20 protein-coding genes are annotated in these 19,097 nt (G+C 38.0%); all 20 read left to right on the top strand.

What is annotated here, in order from left to right; translation table 11 throughout:
- The first annotated feature begins 12 nt into the window (after positions 1-12).
- The 20 genes from ffh (at position 13) to tsf (ending at position 19,042) form a co-directional block, all read left to right on the top strand.
- A complete protein-coding gene (gene ffh / locus BAMA_RS02325) occupies positions 13-1,362 on the top strand; it encodes a signal recognition particle protein (protein ID WP_034635724.1) in 1,350 nt (449 codons plus the stop codon).
- A 101-nt stretch (positions 1,363-1,463) separates the two neighbouring features.
- Entirely contained in the window at positions 1,464-1,736 is a 273-nt protein-coding gene (gene rpsP / locus BAMA_RS02320; RefSeq protein WP_034635723.1) for a 30S ribosomal protein S16, read from the top strand.
- 14 nt (positions 1,737-1,750) lie between these two features.
- Positions 1,751-1,978: a KH domain-containing protein gene (locus BAMA_RS02315; protein WP_034636213.1), complete on the top strand. Its 228-nt coding sequence runs from the start codon at positions 1,751-1,753 to the stop codon at positions 1,976-1,978.
- 121 nt (positions 1,979-2,099) lie between these two features.
- Positions 2,100-2,615, top strand: a complete 516-nt coding sequence (gene rimM / locus BAMA_RS02310) for a ribosome maturation factor RimM (protein ID WP_034635722.1) — start codon at positions 2,100-2,102, stop codon at positions 2,613-2,615.
- Positions 2,615-3,349, top strand: a complete 735-nt coding sequence (trmD, locus tag BAMA_RS02305; RefSeq protein WP_034635721.1) for a tRNA (guanosine(37)-N1)-methyltransferase TrmD — start codon at positions 2,615-2,617, stop codon at positions 3,347-3,349. Before rimM ends, trmD begins: the two co-directional genes overlap by 1 nt.
- Before the next feature lie 145 nt (positions 3,350-3,494).
- A complete protein-coding gene (gene rplS, locus BAMA_RS02300; RefSeq protein WP_033672113.1) occupies positions 3,495-3,839 on the top strand; it encodes a 50S ribosomal protein L19 in 345 nt (114 codons plus the stop codon).
- 123 nt (positions 3,840-3,962) lie between these two features.
- A complete protein-coding gene (gene lepB, locus BAMA_RS02295) occupies positions 3,963-4,514 on the top strand; it encodes a signal peptidase I (RefSeq protein WP_034635720.1) in 552 nt (183 codons plus the stop codon).
- Between the two features lie 21 nt (positions 4,515-4,535).
- Positions 4,536-5,399 (top strand): ribosome biogenesis GTPase YlqF, encoded by an 864-nt coding sequence (gene ylqF / locus BAMA_RS02290; protein WP_034635719.1) that lies wholly within the window; start codon positions 4,536-4,538, stop codon positions 5,397-5,399.
- Between the two features lie 45 nt (positions 5,400-5,444).
- Positions 5,445-6,215: a ribonuclease HII gene (locus BAMA_RS02285; RefSeq protein ID WP_034635718.1), complete on the top strand. Its 771-nt coding sequence runs from the start codon at positions 5,445-5,447 to the stop codon at positions 6,213-6,215.
- A gap of 372 nt (positions 6,216-6,587) precedes the next feature.
- Positions 6,588-7,748 carry an ADP-forming succinate--CoA ligase subunit beta gene (gene sucC, locus BAMA_RS02280; RefSeq protein ID WP_034635717.1) on the top strand — a complete coding sequence of 387 codons (1,161 nt, stop codon included), beginning with the start codon at positions 6,588-6,590 and terminating at the stop codon, positions 7,746-7,748.
- A 19-nt stretch (positions 7,749-7,767) separates the two neighbouring features.
- A complete protein-coding gene (sucD, locus tag BAMA_RS02275) occupies positions 7,768-8,670 on the top strand; it encodes a succinate--CoA ligase subunit alpha (RefSeq protein ID WP_034635716.1) in 903 nt (300 codons plus the stop codon).
- 89 nt (positions 8,671-8,759) lie between these two features.
- Entirely contained in the window at positions 8,760-9,632 is an 873-nt protein-coding gene (gene dprA, locus BAMA_RS02270; protein WP_034635715.1) for a DNA-processing protein DprA, read from the top strand.
- A gap of 141 nt (positions 9,633-9,773) precedes the next feature.
- Complete coding sequence (topA, locus tag BAMA_RS02265; protein WP_034635714.1) at positions 9,774-11,852, top strand: type I DNA topoisomerase; 2,079 nt, start codon at positions 9,774-9,776, stop codon at positions 11,850-11,852.
- A gap of 50 nt (positions 11,853-11,902) precedes the next feature.
- Positions 11,903-13,207 carry an FADH(2)-oxidizing methylenetetrahydrofolate--tRNA-(uracil(54)-C(5))-methyltransferase TrmFO gene (gene trmFO, locus BAMA_RS02260; RefSeq protein WP_034636210.1) on the top strand — a complete coding sequence of 435 codons (1,305 nt, stop codon included), beginning with the start codon at positions 11,903-11,905 and terminating at the stop codon, positions 13,205-13,207.
- A 65-nt stretch (positions 13,208-13,272) separates the two neighbouring features.
- Positions 13,273-14,172 carry a tyrosine recombinase XerC gene (xerC, locus tag BAMA_RS02255; protein WP_034635713.1) on the top strand — a complete coding sequence of 300 codons (900 nt, stop codon included), beginning with the start codon at positions 13,273-13,275 and terminating at the stop codon, positions 14,170-14,172.
- A 44-nt stretch (positions 14,173-14,216) separates the two neighbouring features.
- Entirely contained in the window at positions 14,217-14,759 is a 543-nt protein-coding gene (gene hslV, locus BAMA_RS02250; RefSeq protein WP_034635712.1) for an ATP-dependent protease subunit HslV, read from the top strand.
- 22 nt (positions 14,760-14,781) lie between these two features.
- Complete coding sequence (hslU, locus tag BAMA_RS02245; protein ID WP_034635711.1) at positions 14,782-16,179, top strand: ATP-dependent protease ATPase subunit HslU; 1,398 nt, start codon at positions 14,782-14,784, stop codon at positions 16,177-16,179.
- Positions 16,180-16,254: 75 nt separating this feature from the next.
- Positions 16,255-17,034: a GTP-sensing pleiotropic transcriptional regulator CodY gene (gene codY / locus BAMA_RS02240; protein ID WP_034635710.1), complete on the top strand. Its 780-nt coding sequence runs from the start codon at positions 16,255-16,257 to the stop codon at positions 17,032-17,034.
- A 338-nt stretch (positions 17,035-17,372) separates the two neighbouring features.
- Positions 17,373-18,074, top strand: a complete 702-nt coding sequence (gene rpsB, locus BAMA_RS02235; RefSeq protein WP_034635709.1) for a 30S ribosomal protein S2 — start codon at positions 17,373-17,375, stop codon at positions 18,072-18,074.
- An 80-nt stretch (positions 18,075-18,154) separates the two neighbouring features.
- Positions 18,155-19,042, top strand: coding sequence for a translation elongation factor Ts (gene tsf, locus BAMA_RS02230; protein ID WP_034635708.1), 888 nt, complete (start codon positions 18,155-18,157; stop codon positions 19,040-19,042).
- Positions 19,043-19,097: the final 55 nt, after the last annotated feature.

Here is a 19,097-nt window from a genome sequence, read left to right as displayed (position 1 = left end):
GAGGACGGCAATATGGCATTTGAAGGATTAGCCGACCGACTTCAACAGACGATGCAAAAAATTCGTGGCAAAGGGAAAGTAACCGAAGCCGACGTAAAAGAAATGATGCGAGAAGTTCGTCTTGCTCTATTAGAAGCAGACGTTAACTTTAAAGTAGTGAAAGATTTTGTTAAGCGTGTATCTGAACGTGCTGTCGGACAAGATGTAATGACAAGTTTGACACCTGGTCAACAAGTAATTAAAGTTGTACAGGAAGAACTAACAGAATTAATGGGCGGAGAACAAAGTAAAATTGCAGTTTCTAATCGTCCCCCAACCGTTATTATGATGGTTGGTCTGCAAGGTGCAGGTAAAACGACAACGACAGGAAAACTTGCGAATTTACTTCGAAAAAAGTATAATCGTAAGCCGATGCTTGTTGCAGCTGATATTTACCGCCCGGCAGCTATTAAACAACTTGAAACGCTTGGCAAGCAGTTGGACATGCCTGTTTTCTCTTTAGGAGATAAAGTAAGTCCAGTTGAAATTGCAAAACAAGCGATTGCTAAAGCGAAAGAAGATCATCATGATTATGTTTTAATCGATACGGCAGGACGTCTGCATATAGATGAAGAGCTAATGGATGAATTAGATCAAGTAAAAGAAGTTGCGAAACCAGATGAAATTTTCCTTGTTGTTGATGCAATGACAGGACAAGATGCGGTAAATGTTGCACAAAGTTTTCACGATCAGCTTGGTTTAACTGGTGTTGTATTAACGAAATTAGATGGTGATACGCGCGGTGGTGCGGCATTATCTATTAAAGCTGTTACAAACACGCCAATTAAATTTGCTGGTATGGGTGAAAAGTTAGATGCATTAGAGCCGTTTCATCCGGAGCGTATGGCATCCCGTATTTTAGGAATGGGTGATGTTTTAACGCTAATCGAAAAAGCACAAGCGACAGTTGATGCAGAAAAAGCAAAAGAGCTTGAGCAAAAAATGCGCACACTTTCATTTACTCTTGATGATTTTTTAGAGCAACTTGGACAAGTGCGTCAACTTGGACCACTTGATGAATTGCTTGGTATGCTCCCTGGTGCAAATAAAATTAAAGGGCTAAAAGATGTTCAAGTGGATGAAAAGCAAATTGGACATATTGAAGCTATCATTCGTTCTATGACAAAAGCAGAACGAGAACAACCGGAAATTATTAATGCTAGTCGTAAGAAGCGTATCGCGAAAGGTAGCGGTAGAACAGTTCAAGAAATCAATCGTCTTTTAAAGCAATTTGAAGATATGAAAAAGATGATGAAAACGATGACTGGTATGCAAAAAGGTAAGAAAAAAGGACTAGCAGGACTTAAGTTTCCATTTATGTAAGGAAAAAAAGATGACTCTGTTAAGAAATTATACTTTACAAAGGGTTACTCTTTTTGCTAATATTAATATCTGTGTGAAATAAATTCGGAGGTGCTTTATAAATGGCAGTTAAAATTCGTTTAAAACGTATGGGAGCTAAAAAATCTCCTTTCTATCGTGTAGTTGTTGCAGATTCTCGTTCTCCTCGTGACGGACGTTTCATTGAGGAAATCGGAACTTACAATCCAGTTGCAGAGCCAGCTGAGGTTAAAATCAACGAAGAAGCAGCATTAAAATGGTTAGGAAACGGTGCGAAACCATCTGATACAGTTCGTAACCTATTCTCTAAACAAGGTATCATGGAGAAATTCCACGTATCTAAACAAGGTAAGTAATTGATACAATGACTATGACAGGGTTAATCGAAACAATTGTCAAACCCCTTGTAGATCATCCTGAAGATGTAAAGGTTACACAGGAATTGTACAACGGAGAGATGAAGTATCGGTTGACCGTACATCCTGAGGATGTGGGTAAAGTTATTGGAAAGCAAGGCCGAGTAGCGAAAGCAATTCGAACAGTCTTGTATGCAGTGGGACATCATCATAATGAGAAAGTCACACTGGAAATTCAATAAAGATAAAAAAGGGCGAGGATTGATTCCTCTCCCTTTTTTAACATTTTAAGAAAAATCGCATCTTCTATACATCGACTGGAGATGCTAACGACATATAACAAACAGGGGTGACGTGCTGTTTATGACAAAATGGTTTAACGTAGGGAAAATTGTAAATACACATGGTGTAAAAGGTGAAATACGTGTTGTTTCGCGTACTGATTTTCCGGAAGAGCGCTATAAAGTAGGGAATACATTATACATATGGAAAGAGAAAGAACAAGCTCCTTTAGAGGTAAAGGTGACGTCGCATCGTCAGCATAAAACGTTCGACTTATTAATGTTCGAAGGGTATCACAGTGTCAATGAAGTAGAGCAATTTAAAGGGTCGTTGTTAAAAGTGCCGGAAGAGCAGTTAGGTGAACTAGCTGAAGGAGAGTACTATTACCATGAGATTATCGGTTGTACTGTTGTGACAGAAGAGGGAGAAACGTTAGGGAAGATTAAAGAGATTCTTTCTCCTGGTGCAAACGATGTTTGGGTCATTAAAAGGCCGAAGGGGCAAGATCTTTTAATTCCTTATATTGATGAAGTTGTTTTGCAAGTGAATAGAGAAGAAAAACTAGTAACCATTCATGTGATGGAAGGATTGCTATAATGAAAATTGATATTTTAACATTGTTTCCAGAAATGTTTACAGGTGTATTTGGATCTTCGATTTTAAAGAAAGCTCAAGAAAAAGAAGCTGTGCAGCTTCGTGTTGTCAATTTCCGTGACTATTCTACAAATAAGCATAATAGTGTAGATGATTATCCATATGGGGGCGGTGCTGGGATGGTATTAACGCCGCAGCCAATCTTTGATGCGGTAGAAGAGTTGACGAAGGAAACAGAAAAGAAACCGCGCGTTGTGTTGATGTGTCCACAAGGAGAACGTTTCACGCAAAAAAAAGCGGAAGAACTTGCAGCAGAAGAGCACCTTATCTTTGTTTGTGGTCATTATGAAGGGTACGATGAACGAATTCGTGAACACCTTGTAACAGATGAAATTTCAATTGGAGATTATGTATTAACAGGCGGTGAGTTAGCGTCTATGGTGATTACAGATAGCGTAGTACGTTTGCTCCCTGATGTGCTTGGTAATCAACAATCGCAGATAGAGGATTCTTTTAGTACAGGATTATTAGAACATCCGCATTATACTCGTCCTGCTGATTTTCGTGGCATGATTGTGCCTTCTGTTTTGACGTCAGGTAATCATAAGTATATTGAAGAGTGGCGTCATAAAGAATCGTTGCGTCGTACGTATATGCGTCGCCCAGATTTGTTAGAAGGAAGAAGTTTATCGAAACAAGAAGAACAATGGATAAAAGAAATAAAAGAAGAGAAATAAAATCGTATATTACTATTGCAACAAAATTAGCAGTATGTTATCATAACACTTGTGCTACTTATATGGAGTAGCCTTATTAACGATGTTCCGCTGCAATGGACTGAATAGCTTTGTAAGAGCATCTGTTTAAAGGAGAGAATTGAATATGCAACAATTAATCGCAGATATTACAAAAGGTCAATTGAAAACTGATTTACCTTCATTCCGTCCTGGTGACACTTTACGTGTACACGTAAAAGTAGTTGAGGGTACTCGTGAGAGAATTCAGCTTTTCGAAGGTGTTGTAATTAAACGTCGTGGTGGCGGAATTAGCGAAACATTTACAGTTCGTAAAATTTCTTACGGTGTAGGTGTTGAACGTACATTCCCAGTTCACACGCCAAGAATCGCGAAAATCGAAGTACTTCGCCGTGGTAAAGTACGTCGTGCTAAGTTATACTACTTACGCAACCTTCGCGGTAAAAAAGCGCGTATTAAAGAAATTCGATAAGACATGTATGGGAGCTTGTATTTGCAAGCTCCCTTTTTCAAATCTTACTATAATTTTTTACAGAGAGTAAGAAGGACCGTATAACATAGAGGTTTTACTTTATAGAACTGCGGAGGGTATTATATGGAGAAGAAGAAGAGCGCAACTTGGGAATGGATAAAGGCAATTGCAGTTGCAGTTGTATTAGCTGTAGTAATTAGACAATTTGTTTTTGCACCAATTCTTGTAGATGGTGTATCGATGGCGCCGACGTTACACGACCGTGATCGAATGATTGTAAATAAAATCGGTTATCACATTGGTGACCCGAAGAGATTTGATATTATTGTATTTCGTGCAACGGAAGATAAAGATTACATAAAACGTGTCATTGGATTGCCAGGAGATCACGTAGAATACCGCAATGATACGCTTTATATTAATGGAAAAGCATATGAAGAACCTTATTTAGATAAGCAAAAGAAGCAACTTACAGATGGGCCGCTTACATATGATTTTAAACTTGAAGAAATTACAGGAGAAACTACGGTTCCTGAAGGGAAACTATTTGTATTAGGGGATAACCGTCGTTTTAGTAAAGATAGTCGTACAATCGGGACAATCTCTATGGACCAAGTAATTGGGGAAGCAAATATTTTATATTGGCCATTACAAGATGCTCGCATTGTGAAATAATTGTAAGAAGAAGGTGGAATTATGACAATTCAATGGTTTCCAGGGCATATGGCCAAAGCAAGACGTCAAGTTACGGAGAAGTTAAAGTTAATTGACGTTGTAATTGAACTTGTTGATGCAAGATTACCGTTATCATCGCGTAATCCAATGATTGATGAAATTATTACACATAAGCCAAGACTTGTTGTGTTAAATAAAGCGGATATGGCAGATGATCGTATAACAAAGGACTGGATTGCTTATTTTGAAGAAAAAGGGCATAAAGCAATCTCAATTAATGCACAAGCTGGTCAAGGTATGAAAGAGATAACGGCAGCTTGTAAAGTGCTTGTGAAAGAAAAGTTTGATAAGATGGTTGCGAAAGGTATTAAGCCAAGAGCAATTCGTGCATTAATTGTAGGTATTCCGAATGTAGGAAAATCAACGTTAATTAATAAGTTAGCGAAGAAAAATATCGCCAAAACAGGTGATCGCCCAGGAGTAACAACAGCGCAGCAATGGATTAAGGTAGGAAAAGAGATGGAGCTGTTAGATACACCAGGTATTTTATGGCCAAAATTTGAAGATCAGTTAGTTGGTCAACGTCTTGCTACAACAGGTGCAATTAAAGATTCAATTTTGAATTTACAAGATGTAGCTGTATATGCACTTCGTTTTATGGAAAAACATTATCCGGAACGTTTAAAAGAGCGTTACAATTTAGTGGATATTCCAGAAGATATTGTAGAATTATTCGATGCAATTGGAAAATATAGAGGTTGTTTAATGGGCGGCGCAATGATTGATTATGATAAAACAGCTGAACTTGTTCTTCGTGAGCTTCGTGCTGGAAAGCTTGGGAAGATGACCTTTGAAACACCTGAAGAAGTAACAGAAGAAGTATAAAGGCGTGCGTTTGCGCGCCTTTTCTTGTTTATAGGAGGATAAGGTATGCAAAAGAAACAAACGATTCAAGAGATAGAGTGTATGTTACGAGAAATGGTATCAGAAGAAGATGAACGATTTGCTGTCATTTTGCAAGACGAGCGAAAAGGGGTACAAAAACTCGTTACGAGATGGAAAAAAGGAAAAGAGCTTGAAGCGAAAGAACGTAAACAGTTTGCGGAAATGTCAAAGTATGAAAAAGGGTTACGTGAGCAAGGTGTAATGTACATTGCAGGGATTGACGAAGTAGGAAGAGGTCCGTTAGCTGGGCCAGTTGTAGCAGCCGCTGTTGTGCTTCCAGAAGATTTTTGTGTATTAGGGTTAAATGATTCTAAAAAGCTTAGTGAAGCGAAAAGAGAGCTGTTTTATGAAAAAATCCAAGAAGAAGCGCTGGCAATAGGCATTGGTATTATAGATGCACATGAGATTGATGAACTGAATATATATCAAGCGACGAAAAAGGCGATGTTGACAGCTGTAGCTCGTTTAGGGAAGGCGCCAGAACACTTATTGATAGATGCAATGGAGTTGCCGATTGCCATTTCACAAACATCGATTATTAAAGGTGATGCGAAAAGTATTTCTATCTCGGCAGCCTCTATCGTTGCAAAAGTGACGCGGGATCGCATGATGAAAGCGCTTGGAGAGAAATATCCTCAATATGGTTTTGAACAGCACATGGGCTATGGGACAAAGCAACATTTACAAGCGATTGAAGCGTATGGTGTGTTAGGAGAGCATAGAAAAACATTTGCGCCAATTAAAGATATGATTTAAAAAATAAAAAGGATTGATATAGAAGAATGCTATATCAATCCTTTTTATTTTTTAGTGAGCTCTAGCATCTGTTGTGAAAAATAGACAACGTCATATTGGTTAACTCCTTCTATTTTTCATAATATGAGGTAGAAAAACCTTTGGTTGTTATAATGCATGGTTCTATCTGGGAAAAGAAAGGGTTTTAAATCGTTTATTTTTTTATTTTTACATATTAAAATAACTATTTTCAAAAAGAATAAAGCGATTTCAGTTTTCTGAAACTTTAGTCTAGACACGGTGGCAAACATTTTATACAATGTGTTTGTAGTGTTTTTTAGACATTTAAAAACATTTAAAAACTTTTCGAGGAAAATAGGGGAGGATGGGACCATGAATATCCATGAGTACCAAGGTAAAGAAATCCTTAGAAATTATGGGGTAAGCGTTCCGAATGGAAAAGTTGCTTTTACAGTAGAAGAAGCTGTTGAAGCTGCGAAAGAATTAGGAACGAACGTATGTGTAGTGAAAGCACAAATTCACGCTGGTGGACGCGGCAAAGCTGGCGGTGTAAAAGTAGCAAAAGGTTTAGAAGAAGTTCGTACATATGCGGAAAATATTTTAGGTACTACGCTTGTTACACATCAAACGGGTCCTGAAGGAAAAGAAGTAAAGCGCTTACTAATTGAAGAAGGTTGCGATATTCAAAAAGAATATTATATCGGCCTTGTATTAGATCGTGCAACTTCTCAAGTTGTGTTAATGGCTTCTGAAGAAGGCGGAACAGAAATTGAAGAAGTGGCAGAAAAAACACCAGAAAAAATCTTTAAAGAATATATTGATCCAGCGGTAGGTTTACAAGGGTTCCAAGCACGCCGTATTGCCTTCAATATTAATATTCCAGCAGCGCTTGTTGGACAAGCTGTAAAGTTTATGATGGGCTTATACCGTGTGTTTATTGAAAAAGATTGCTCTATCGCAGAAATTAACCCACTTGTTACAACAGGTGATGGTAAAGTTATGGCATTAGATGCAAAGCTAAACTTCGATTCTAATGCATTATATCGTCATAAAGATATTTTAGCACTTCGCGACCTTGACGAAGAAGATGCAAAAGAAATTGAAGCTTCTAAATATGATTTAAACTATATTCCTTTAGATGGAAACATTGGTTGCATGGTAAATGGTGCAGGTCTTGCGATGGCAACAATGGATATTATTAAGCATTACAATGGTGACCCTGCAAACTTCTTAGATGTTGGTGGCGGCGCTACAGCTGAGAAAGTTACAGAAGCTTTCAAAATCATTCTATCTGACAAGAATGTAAAAGGTATTTTCGTTAACATCTTTGGTGGCATTATGAAGTGTGACGTAATTGCAGAAGGTGTTATTGAGGCAACAAAACAAGTAGGGCTTGAATTACCACTTGTTGTACGTCTTGAAGGTACAAACGTTGAGTTAGGTAAGAAGATTTTAAATGAATCTGGTTTAAATATTGTTGCAGCAGAATCTATGGCAGACGGTGCACAAAAGATTGTTGCACTAGTAGGTTAATAGAAAGCGGGGGAGAAAAATGAGCGTATTAGTTAATAAAGATACAAAAGTTATTGTACAAGGTATTACTGGTTCTCAAGGTTTATTCCATACAAAACAAATGCTTGAATATGGTACGAAAATCGTTGCAGGTGTTACGCCTGGTAAAGGTGGTACTGAAATTGAGGGCGTACCAGTATTCAATACAGTTGAAGACGCTGTGAAAGCAACAGGAGCAAATGCTTCAGTTGTATATGTTCCACCTGCTTTTGCTGCTGATGCAATTATGGAAGCTGTTGATGCAGAAATCGATTTAGTTGTATGTATTACAGAAGGCATTCCTGTATTAGATATGGTAAATGTAAAGCGTTATATGGCAGGTAAACATACACGTTTACTTGGACCAAACTGCCCAGGTGTAATTACACCTGAAGAATGTAAAATTGGTATCATGCCAGGATACATTCATAAAAAAGGTCACGTAGGCATTGTATCTCGCTCTGGTACATTAACGTATGAAGCTGTACACCAGTTAACACAAGAGGGAATTGGTCAATCTACAGCTGTAGGTATTGGTGGAGACCCTGTAAATGGTACAGACTTTATTGATGCGTTAAAAGCATTTAATGAAGATGAAGAAACGCACGCTGTAATTATGATTGGTGAAATTGGTGGAACTGCAGAAGAAGAAGCTGCTGAGTGGGTGAAGGCGAATATGACGAAGCCTGTAGTTGGTTTCATCGGTGGTCAAACAGCACCTGAAGGAAAGCGTATGGGTCATGCTGGCGCTATTATTTCTGGTGGTAAAGGTACAGCTGCTGAAAAGATTAAAACAATGGAAGCTTGTGGTATTAAAGTTGCTGAAACACCAGCTGTTATGGGTGAAACTTTAATTTCTGTTTTAAAAGAAAAAGGATTATTTGAAACTTGTAAAAATCACTAATCCTTTTGAAAGACACCTTCTTTAATGGAGGGTGTCTTTTTGTTCATTTTTTGTTAACATAACAAAAATTATGGGTAAGGAGAATGGATATGAAAAAAGAGAGGTTGTTGCATCTTCATTATGTGTTAGCAGATTGCTACGTTGCATTACGTAAGCTGCTTCTTATAGATCCTGAATTGAAATATGTTTATTCTTTTTCTCCCGAGCGCTTAAAAACGCAACTTGGATTATCTTCAAAAAAAGCCTCTGAAGTCTCCTCTTTTCTACAAAAAACAACACCTTCTATTTGTACACATCAATTGAGAAATCAAAACATTTTTTATAAAACAATATGGGACGAAGACTATCCTCAGGCACTTCGTGAAATTTATGATCCACCGTTTGTTTTATATGGTAAGGGAGATAGCACAATATTAATGTTGCCGAACAAACTAGGTGCTGTTGGGACAAGAACGCCTTCTTTATATGGAAAAAGTAACATACAATCTATTTTACAACAGCCTCTTCAAAAAGGATGGATTACTGTAAGTGGTTTCGCGGCTGGAATCGATACGCTTATACATGAAATTACAGTAGAAGCGAGATGTTCGACAGTTGCAGTACTAGGGCATGGTTTGCAATATATGTATCCAACGGGTAATCGTAGTTTTTATGAAAAATGGCAAGAGCAAATCTTACTTATAACAGAATATCCTCCGCATTATGCACCAAGGAAATGGTATTTTCCAAAGCGTAACCGTATTATAAGTGGTTTAAGTAAAGGAGTTCTTGTTATAGAAGCGAACGTACGCAGTGGCTCTCTTATTACGGCAGAGTGCGCTCTAGAGCAAAATAGAGAGGTTTTCGCACTTCCAGGGCCTATTTTTACAGAGGGGGCAACTGGAACAAATCTACTGATTCAACAAGGGGCAAAACTTATAATGAGTGGTGCGGATATACTAGAAGAACTTTTAATTGAGTAGTATATTTTTATGTTTTTATTAAACAATTATTGACAAATGGTAGATTGGCACTGTATGTTATAGTCATTCTTGTTTGACAAAAACAAGAGAAATCAATAATATTAATGAAGACTTGAATCCACCTCTTAAGGAGGCACTAGCATGTCAGATTACCTCGTAATCGTGGAGTCGCCTTCTAAGGCGAAAACCATTGAAAAATATTTAGGAAAAAAATACAAAGTAGTCGCGTCTATGGGACATGTTCGCGATTTACCAAAAAGCCAAATGGGTATTGAAGTGAAAAATAACTTTACCCCCAAATATATTACCATTCGTGGTAAAGGTCCCGTTTTAAAAGATTTAAAGACGGCAGCTAAAAAAGCAAAAAAAGTCTATCTCGCAGCCGATCCGGATCGTGAAGGGGAAGCGATTGCTTGGCATTTAGCAAATGCTTTGCATGTAGATGTTGAATCAGATTGCCGCGTTGTCTTTAACGAAATCACAAAAGATGCGATTAAAGAATCATTTAAGCATCCTCGTGCAATTAATATGGATTTAGTGGATGCACAGCAAGCAAGACGAGTTTTAGATCGTCTCGTTGGTTACAATATTAGTCCTTTATTATGGAAGAAAGTGAAAAAAGGGTTAAGTGCGGGGCGTGTGCAGTCTGTTGCAGTTCGCTTAATCATAGAGCGTGAGAAAGAAATTCAAGAATTTATACCGGAAGAGTTTTGGACAATTAAAACTGAATTTGTAAAAGGAAAAGAAACATTTGAAGCATCTTTTTATGGTATAAATGGCGAAAAGGTTCCTTTAACAAATGAACAGCAAGTAACTGAAATTATTGAAACCATGAAAGAAAATGCATTTTCAGTTGAAAGTGTAACAAAGAAAGAGCGTAAACGTAACCCGGCCTTACCGTTTACAACCTCATCTTTGCAGCAAGAAGCGGCTCGTAAGCTAAATATGAGAGCGAAGAAAACGATGATGCTTGCACAGCAACTATATGAAGGTATTGATCTTGGTAAGCAAGGTACGGTAGGTTTAATTACATATATGAGAACAGACTCTACGCGAATTTCAGAAACAGCACAGGGCGAAGTTCGTTCTTATATTGAAGAAGCATTTGGGTTAGACTACATAGGAACACAAAAGAAAAAAGAAACGAAGAAATCAAATGCGCAAGATGCACATGAAGCAATTAGACCAACTTCAGTTATGAGAAAGCCAGAGGAGTTAAAAAGTTATTTAAGCCGAGATCAATTGCGTTTATACAAACTCATTTGGGAGCGATTTGTTGCAAGTCAAATGGCACCTGCCATAATGGACACAGTAACGGCTACACTTGTCAATAACTCTGTTCAATTTAGAGCGAATGGCTCAGTTGTTAAATTCCCTGGATTTATGAAGGTGTATGTAGAATCAAAAGATGATGGTGCAGAAGAAAAAGATAGAATGCTTCCAGATTTAGAAATTGGAGAAACAGTCTTTTCGAAAGACGTAGAACCAAAGCAGCACTTTACTCAGCCGCCACCACGTTATACAGAGGCGCGTTTAGTAAAAACGCTAGAGGAACTTGGTATAGGTCGACCATCTACGTATGTGCCAACACTTGAAACGATTCAAAAGCGTGGTTATGTAGCTCTTGATAATAAACGATTCGTACCAACAGAACTTGGTGAAATTGTAATTGAACTGATTTTAGAGTTTTTCCCGGAAATTATTAATATCGAGTTTACTGCTAATATGGAGCAAAACCTTGATGAAATAGAGGAAGGGAAAGCAAATTGGGTGAAAATTGTTGATGACTTCTATCAAGGTTTCGAACCTCGTCTTGAGAAAGCTGAGAAAGAAATGCGGGAAGTAGAGATTAAAGATGAACCTGCTGGAGAAGATTGTGAACAGTGTGGTCACCCGATGGTCTTTAAAATGGGGAAATTCGGTAAGTTTATGGCTTGTTCCAACTTCCCGGATTGTCGAAATACAAAAGCGATTGTGAAAGAAATTGGTGTTACTTGTCCGAAATGTGACGAAGGACAAATTATTGAGAGACGAAGCAATCAAAAGAAACGTCTCTTCTATGGCTGTAGCACATACCCAGGTTGTGATTTTGTTTCTTGGGATAAGCCAATCGGACGAAAATGTCCAAAGTGCGAAGGAATGTTGGCTGAGAAGAAATTGAAAAAAGGTGTTCAAGTACAGTGTGTTTCTTGTGATTATGAAGAAGAACAACAAATGTGAGCGTAATCGCTCACATTTTTTTCGGGAATGCGAAAAGAAAGGTGATAGATATGACAACACAAGTAGTAAACGTCATTGGAGCAGGTCTTGCGGGAAGTGAGGCGGCTTACCAAATTGCAAAACGTGGCGTTCAAGTAAAATTATATGAAATGCGACCAGTAAAACAAACTCCAGCTCATCATACAGATAAGTTTGCTGAACTTGTATGTAGTAACTCTTTACGTGCAAACACATTAACAAACGCTGTTGGTGTCATTAAAGAAGAAATGCGTCGTCTTGATTCTGTTATTATACGTGCTGCTGACGAGTGTTCTGTACCAGCTGGTGGGGCGTTAGCTGTAGATCGTCATGAGTTCGCCGCGAAAGTAACAGAATACGTAAAGAACCATCCGAACATTACAGTAATGAATGAAGAAATTACAGAGATACCAGAAGGGCCAACGATTATTGCGACAGGTCCACTTACATCGCCAGCGCTTTCTGGACAATTAAAGGAATTAACTGGCGAAGATTACTTCTACTTCTACGATGCAGCAGCACCGATTGTTGAAAAAGATAGCATCGATATGAATAAAGTGTATTTAAAATCTCGTTATGACAAAGGGGAAGCGGCATACCTGAATTGTCCAATGACAGAAGAAGAATTTAATCGTTTTTATGACGCTTTAGTCGCAGCAGAAACAGTACCATTAAAAGAATTTGAGAAAGAAATTTTCTTTGAAGGATGTATGCCTGTTGAAGTAATGGCAGGACGTGGTAGACAAACGTTATTATTTGGACCAATGAAGCCTGTAGGATTAGAAGATCCGAAAACAGGGAAAACACCACATGCTGTCGTTCAATTACGTCAAGATGATGCAGCAGGCACGCTTTACAATATTGTTGGCTTCCAAACACATTTAAAATGGGGACCTCAAAAAGAAGTGTTACAGTTAATTCCAGGTCTTGAAAATGCAGAGATTGTACGTTATGGTGTGATGCATCGTAACACATTCATTAACTCGCCGAAATTACTTCGTCCGACATACCAATATAAAGAACGTGATGATTTATTCTTCGCTGGTCAAATGACAGGTGTAGAAGGATATGTAGAATCTGCAGCTTCGGGACTTTTAGCAGGTATTAATGCAGCACGTCTCGTTCAAGGGAAGGAATTGGTAGTATTACCAACGGTTACAGCAATGGGAAGTATGGCGAATTATATTACAGCAACAAATTCGAAAAACTTCCAGCCGATGAATGCAAACTTTGGGTTATTTGCGCCGCTGGAGAAGAAAATTAAGAAGAAACAAGAACGCAACGAAGCATATGCTGAGCGTGCTTTAGGAACAATTCAAAATTTTGTAAATATTTAATTAAATTTCTTGCAAAGGCTACTGAGTTGTGATACGATTTAGTAGCCTTTATTGAGGTGAGGACTATGAATGTAAAGAAATTGTTACAATTATTCGTTGAATATTTACAAATTGAAAGAAATTATTCAAAATATACAATTGCAGGCTATCAAAATGATATTGAACATTTTGTGCAATTTATGAAACGAGAAAACATCTCCTCTTTTATGGACGTTACGTACGTGGATGTTCGTTTGTATTTAACAACATTGCATGAAGAAAAGTTAGCCCGAAAATCTGTAGCACGTAAAGTATCAAGTTTACGTAGCTTATACCGCTTCCTTATGCGGGAAGGTTATCGGGAAGATAATCCATTTGCACTTGCGTCACTCCCCAAAAAAGAATGGTCAATCCCAAAATTTTTTTACATGGAAGAACTAGAAAAACTATTTGATGTTCCAGATATATCTAAACCATTAGGGCAACGTGATCAAGCGTTGTTAGAGCTCATGTATGCTACTGGTATTCGCGTGAGTGAATGTGTAAATTTACAACTTGCTGATATTGACTTTTCAGTTGGGACGATTTTAGTGATGGGTAAAGGAAAAAAACAAAGGTATGTTCCCTTTGGTAGTTATGCACAAGATGCTTTGTTAACCTACATAGAAAACGGGAGAAAAGAGCTTGAGAAAAAGGCGAAGGAACACTCCCAAATGGTTTTTTTGAATGCGAAAGGGACGGCTTTAACAGCGAGAGGCGTTCGATACATTTTGAATGAACTAATAAAAAAAGCATCTCTTACAATGCGTATTCATCCGCATATGATTCGGCATACATTTGCTACACATATGCTAAATGAAGGTGCAGATTTAAGAACTGTGCAGGAGTTATTGGGTCATGAGAATTTGTCAACAACTCAAATTTATACGCATGTTTCAAAGGAAAGGTTGCGTTCTGTTTACATGATGCATCACCCTCGAGCATAAATTGTTTTATAAAAGCTATAAAAACAAATAAAGGAGTTTTTTCTATGGGAAATTTCCATGCTACAACAATCTTTGCGATTCACCATAATGGAGAGTGTGCAATGGCTGGAGACGGTCAAGTTACACTTGGGAATGCTGTTGTGATGAAACATAAGGCAAGGAAAGTCCGAAAATTATTTCACGGAAAAGTATTAGCTGGATTTGCTGGGTCTGTAGCGGATGCTTTTACTCTTTTTGAAATGTTCGAAGGTAGACTAGAAGAGTATAATGGAAATTTACAACGTGCAGCAGTAGAAATGGCAAAACAGTGGCGTGGAGATAAGATGCTACGTCAATTAGAAGCGATGCTCATTGTAATGGATAAAAATACAATGTTACTTGTTTCAGGTACTGGTGAGGTAATTGAGCCGGACGATGGTATTTTAGCTATTGGATCTGGGGGGCATTATGCACTTTCTGCTGGTCGTGCTTTAAAACGCCATGCTAGTGAACATTTAACAGCTAAAGAAATCGCGAAAGCAAGCTTAGAAATCGCTAGTGACATTTGTGTATATACGAACGAAAACATTATTGTGGAAGAACTGTAAAACTGTAAGGGAGGCATATTATATGCATTTACATTTCACTCCAAAGCAAATTGTAGAAAAGTTAGATCAGTATATTATCGGTCAAAAAGATGCAAAGAAGGCGGTTGCGGTGGCATTAAGAAATCGTTACCGTCGCAGTAAGTTAGCGGAAGATTTGCGAGATGAAATTGCTCCGAAGAATATTTTAATGATTGGACCTACCGGAGTGGGGAAGACTGAAGTAGCTCGTCGTATGGCAAAGCTTGTTGGTGCACCGTTTATTAAAGTTGAAGCGACAAAATTTACAGAGGTTGGATATGTTGGTCGAGATGTAGAGTCTATGGTGCGTGACCTTGTAGAAACTTCTGTACGAATTGTGAAAGAAGAAAAGATGATTGGTGTGCAGGATAAAGCAAGGGAACAAGCAAACCAACGTCTTGTGGAAATTTTGGTTCCGAGTAAAGAAAAGCAATCTGGATTCAAAAATCCGCTAGAAATGCTTTTTGGTGGTTATCAAAATCAAAATACGAATACAACATCTGGAGAACAAGATGCTGTAGAAATTGAAAGAAAAAGAAAAGAAGTTGAAAAACAACTTGCTGCAGGTGTATTAGAAGATGAAGTGGTTACGATAGAGGTGACTGAGCAACAATCTTCTATGTTTGATATGCTTCAAGGTACAGGGATGGAGCAAATGGGTATGAATTTCCAAGATGCACTAGGAAGTATTATGCCAAAAAAGACGAAGAAAAGAAAACTTTCTGTAAAAGAAGCGAGAAAACTCTTGACAAATGAAGAAGCACAGCGCTTAATTGATATGGATGAAGTTACACAAGAGGCTGTTTATCGTGCTGAACAGCTCGGAATTATTTTTATTGATGAGATTGACAAAATTGCTGGTAAACAATCGAATAGCGTTGATGTGTCAAGAGAAGGTGTGCAACGTGATATTTTACCAATTGTGGAAGGATCAACAATTGTCACAAAATACGGCTCTGTGAAAACGGATTATATATTATTTATGGCCGCTGGAGCTTTTCATATGTCTAAACCATCTGACCTTGTTCCTGAATTACAAGGGAGATTCCCAATTCGTGTTGAATTAACAAAGTTATCAACAGATGATTTTGTGAAGATTTTAGTGGAGCCGGATAATGCATTAGTGAAACAATATAAAGCATTATTAGCAACTGAAGGTATAGAAATTGAATTTTCTGACGATGCTATTCGTAAGATTGCCGAGATTGCTTATCAAGTCAATCAAGATACGGATAATATTGGAGCAAGAAGACTTCATACAATTATGGAAAAACTTCTTGAAGATTTATCGTTTGAAGCATCTGAAGTTACGTTAGAAAAAATAACGATAACACCTCAATATGTTGAGGAAAAGTTAGCAACGATTGCTAAAAATAAAGATGTGAGCCAGTTTATTTTGTAGTTGAATCATCAGGTGACTCGCCCTAGTTTCCAAGTGATGAAAAATATGCGATGATACGTAGGAGGAAATTTTGAAATGGAATTATTAGCAAAAACGAGAAAGTTAAACGCGTTATTACAAAGCGCAGCAGGAAAACCTGTAAACTTCAGAGAAATGGCAGATACAATGTGTGAAGTAATTGAAGCGAACGTGTTTATTGTAAGCCGTCGTGGTAAATTATTAGGATATGCGATTCACCAACAAATTGAGAATGAGCGTATGAAGCAAATGCTTGCAGAGCGTCAATTCCCAGAGCAATATACACAAAGTTTATTTAACGTAACAGAGACTTCTTCTAACTTAGGTGTAGATAGCGATTACACAGCGTTCCCTGTAGAAAACAGAGACCTATTCGGTCAAGGTTTAACAACAATTGTACCAATTGTTGGTGGTGGTGAGCGTCTAGGTACGCTAGTATTAGCGCGTCTAGGTCAAGAATTCTTAGATGATGATTTAATTCTTGCTGAGTATAGCTCTACTGTTGTAGGTATGGAGATTTTACGTGAAAAAGCTGAAGAAATCGAAGAGGAAGCACGTAGCAAAGCTGTTGTTCAAATGGCGATTAGCTCTTTATCTTACAGTGAGCTAGAAGCAATTGAGCATATCTTTGAAGAGTTAAACGGAACAGAAGGTTTACTTGTTGCAAGTAAAATTGCTGACCGTGTAGGAATTACACGTTCTGTGATCGTGAACGCACTTCGTAAATTAGAGAGTGCTGGTGTAATTGAGTCACGTTCTTTAGGTATGAAGGGAACATATATTAAAGTGTTAAATGACAAGTTTTTACACGAACTTGCTAAATTAAAAACAAACTAATGATTGTAAAGAGCCTCTCCCTTATAAGGGAAAGGCTCTTTTTTTTGCTTAAAACCAGCAAGTTACGGACATACTGTGAAAGGATGCTTCTATCGGAACGAGGCGAGCAACATTAGGAATATTGACACTCTATGACCCTAGTCGTCATAACGAAAGAAAAAATTACAATCTATGCAAAAATCGACTTGATTGTGTTATTTCATTATGTTATAGTAACTAATGGTGTCAGTACAAAGTACACACGTTCACTGATTTAAGTGTTGGTGCTACGTTAGTAGTTTCACTTAAAGATGAAGTGAACGGAGGATATCTAAAAAACCATTTAGGAGGACTAAATAATGTCAGTAATTTCTATGAAGCAATTGCTTGAAGCTGGTGTTCATTTCGGACATCAAACTCGTCGTTGGAACCCAAAAATGAAGCGTTACATTTTCACAGAGCGTAACGGTATCTACATCATCGACTTACAAAAAACTGTGAAAAAAGTTGAGGAAGCTTTCAACGTAATGAAAGGTATCGCTGCTGAAGGCGGTAACGTTTTATTCGTTGGTACTAAAAAACAAGCACAAGAAGCTATCAAAGAAGAAGCAACACGTGCTGGTATGTACTTCGTTAACCAACGTTGGTTAGGTGGTACTTTAACAAACTTCCAAACAATTCAAAAGCGTATTAAGCGTCTTAAAGACATCGAAAGAATGCAAGAAGACGGTACTTTTGAAGTGCTTCCTAAAAAAGAAGTAGTTCAACTTAAAAAAGAATTAGAGCGTCTTGAGAAGTTCTTAGGCGGTATTAAAGATATGAAAGGTCTTCCAGATGCATTATTCGTAGTAGACCCTCGTAAAGAGCGTATCGCAGTTGCTGAAGCACGTAAATTAAACATCCCAATCATCGGTATTGTTGATACAAACTGTGATCCAGACGAAATCGATCACGTAATTCCAGCAAACGATGATGCAATTCGTGCTGTAAAACTTCTTACATCTAAAATGGCAGATGCGATCCTTGAAGCAAAACAAGGTGAAGAAACTGTTACTGAGTAACAATTTGGAAAGGTGATAAGGGGTTAGGCCTTTTATCACCTTTTTTTAAGGATATACATACAATTAGGAGGATGAAAACTATGGCAATCACTGCACAAATGGTAAAAGAACTGCGCGAAAAAACTGGCGCAGGTATGATGGACTGCAAAAAAGCATTAACAGAAACAAACGGCGATATGGAAAAAGCTGTTGATTTCTTACGTGAAAAAGGTATTGCGAAAGCTGCTAAAAAATCAGATCGCATCGCTGCTGAAGGTTTAACTTACATTGAAGCACAAGGTAACGAAGCTTTAATCTTAGAGTTAAACTCTGAAACTGACTTCGTTGCGAAAAACGAAGGTTTCCAAGCGTTAACAAAAGAATTAGCTGCACACTTATTCGCTAGCAAGCCTGCATCTGTTGAAGAAGCTATGACTCAAGAAATTACAGAAGGTAAGACAGTAGAGCAACACATCAATGAAGCAATCGCTAAAATTGGTGAGAAATTAACTCTTCGTCGCTTTGAGATCGTAACAAAAACTGACGCTGATGCATTTGGTGCTTACTTACACATGGGTGGCCGCATTGGTGTATTAACAGTTGTTGAAGGTACTACTGAAGAAGCTGCTGCAAAAGACGTTGCTATGCACGTTGCAGCTGTAAACCCTAAATACATCGACCGCGATGCTGTAACAGCTGAAGAAGTTGAGCATGAGCGTCAAGTATTAACGCAACAAGCATTAAACGAAGGTAAACCTGAAAAGATCGTTGCAAAAATGGTTGAAGGTCGTCTAGGCAAGTTCTTCGAAGAAATCTGCTTACTTGACCAAGCTTTCGTTAAAAACCCTGATATGAAAGTTCGTCAATTCGTAGAGTCTAAAGGCGGAAAAGTACGCGAGTTCGTACGTTACGAAGTTGGTGAAGGTATCGAAAAACGCGAAGATAACTTCGCTGAAGAAGTAATGAACCAAGTAAAAGGTAACAACTAATAAAGATTGGGGGACACATTGTGTTCCCTTTTTTAAAATAAAGATGTAAGCAATG

The sequence above is a fragment of the Bacillus manliponensis genome (assembly GCF_000712595.1).
GTDB classification, from domain to species: Bacteria; Bacillota; Bacilli; order Bacillales; family Bacillaceae_G; genus Bacillus_A; species Bacillus_A manliponensis.
This window is presented reverse-complemented; position numbering and strand designations above follow the sequence as displayed.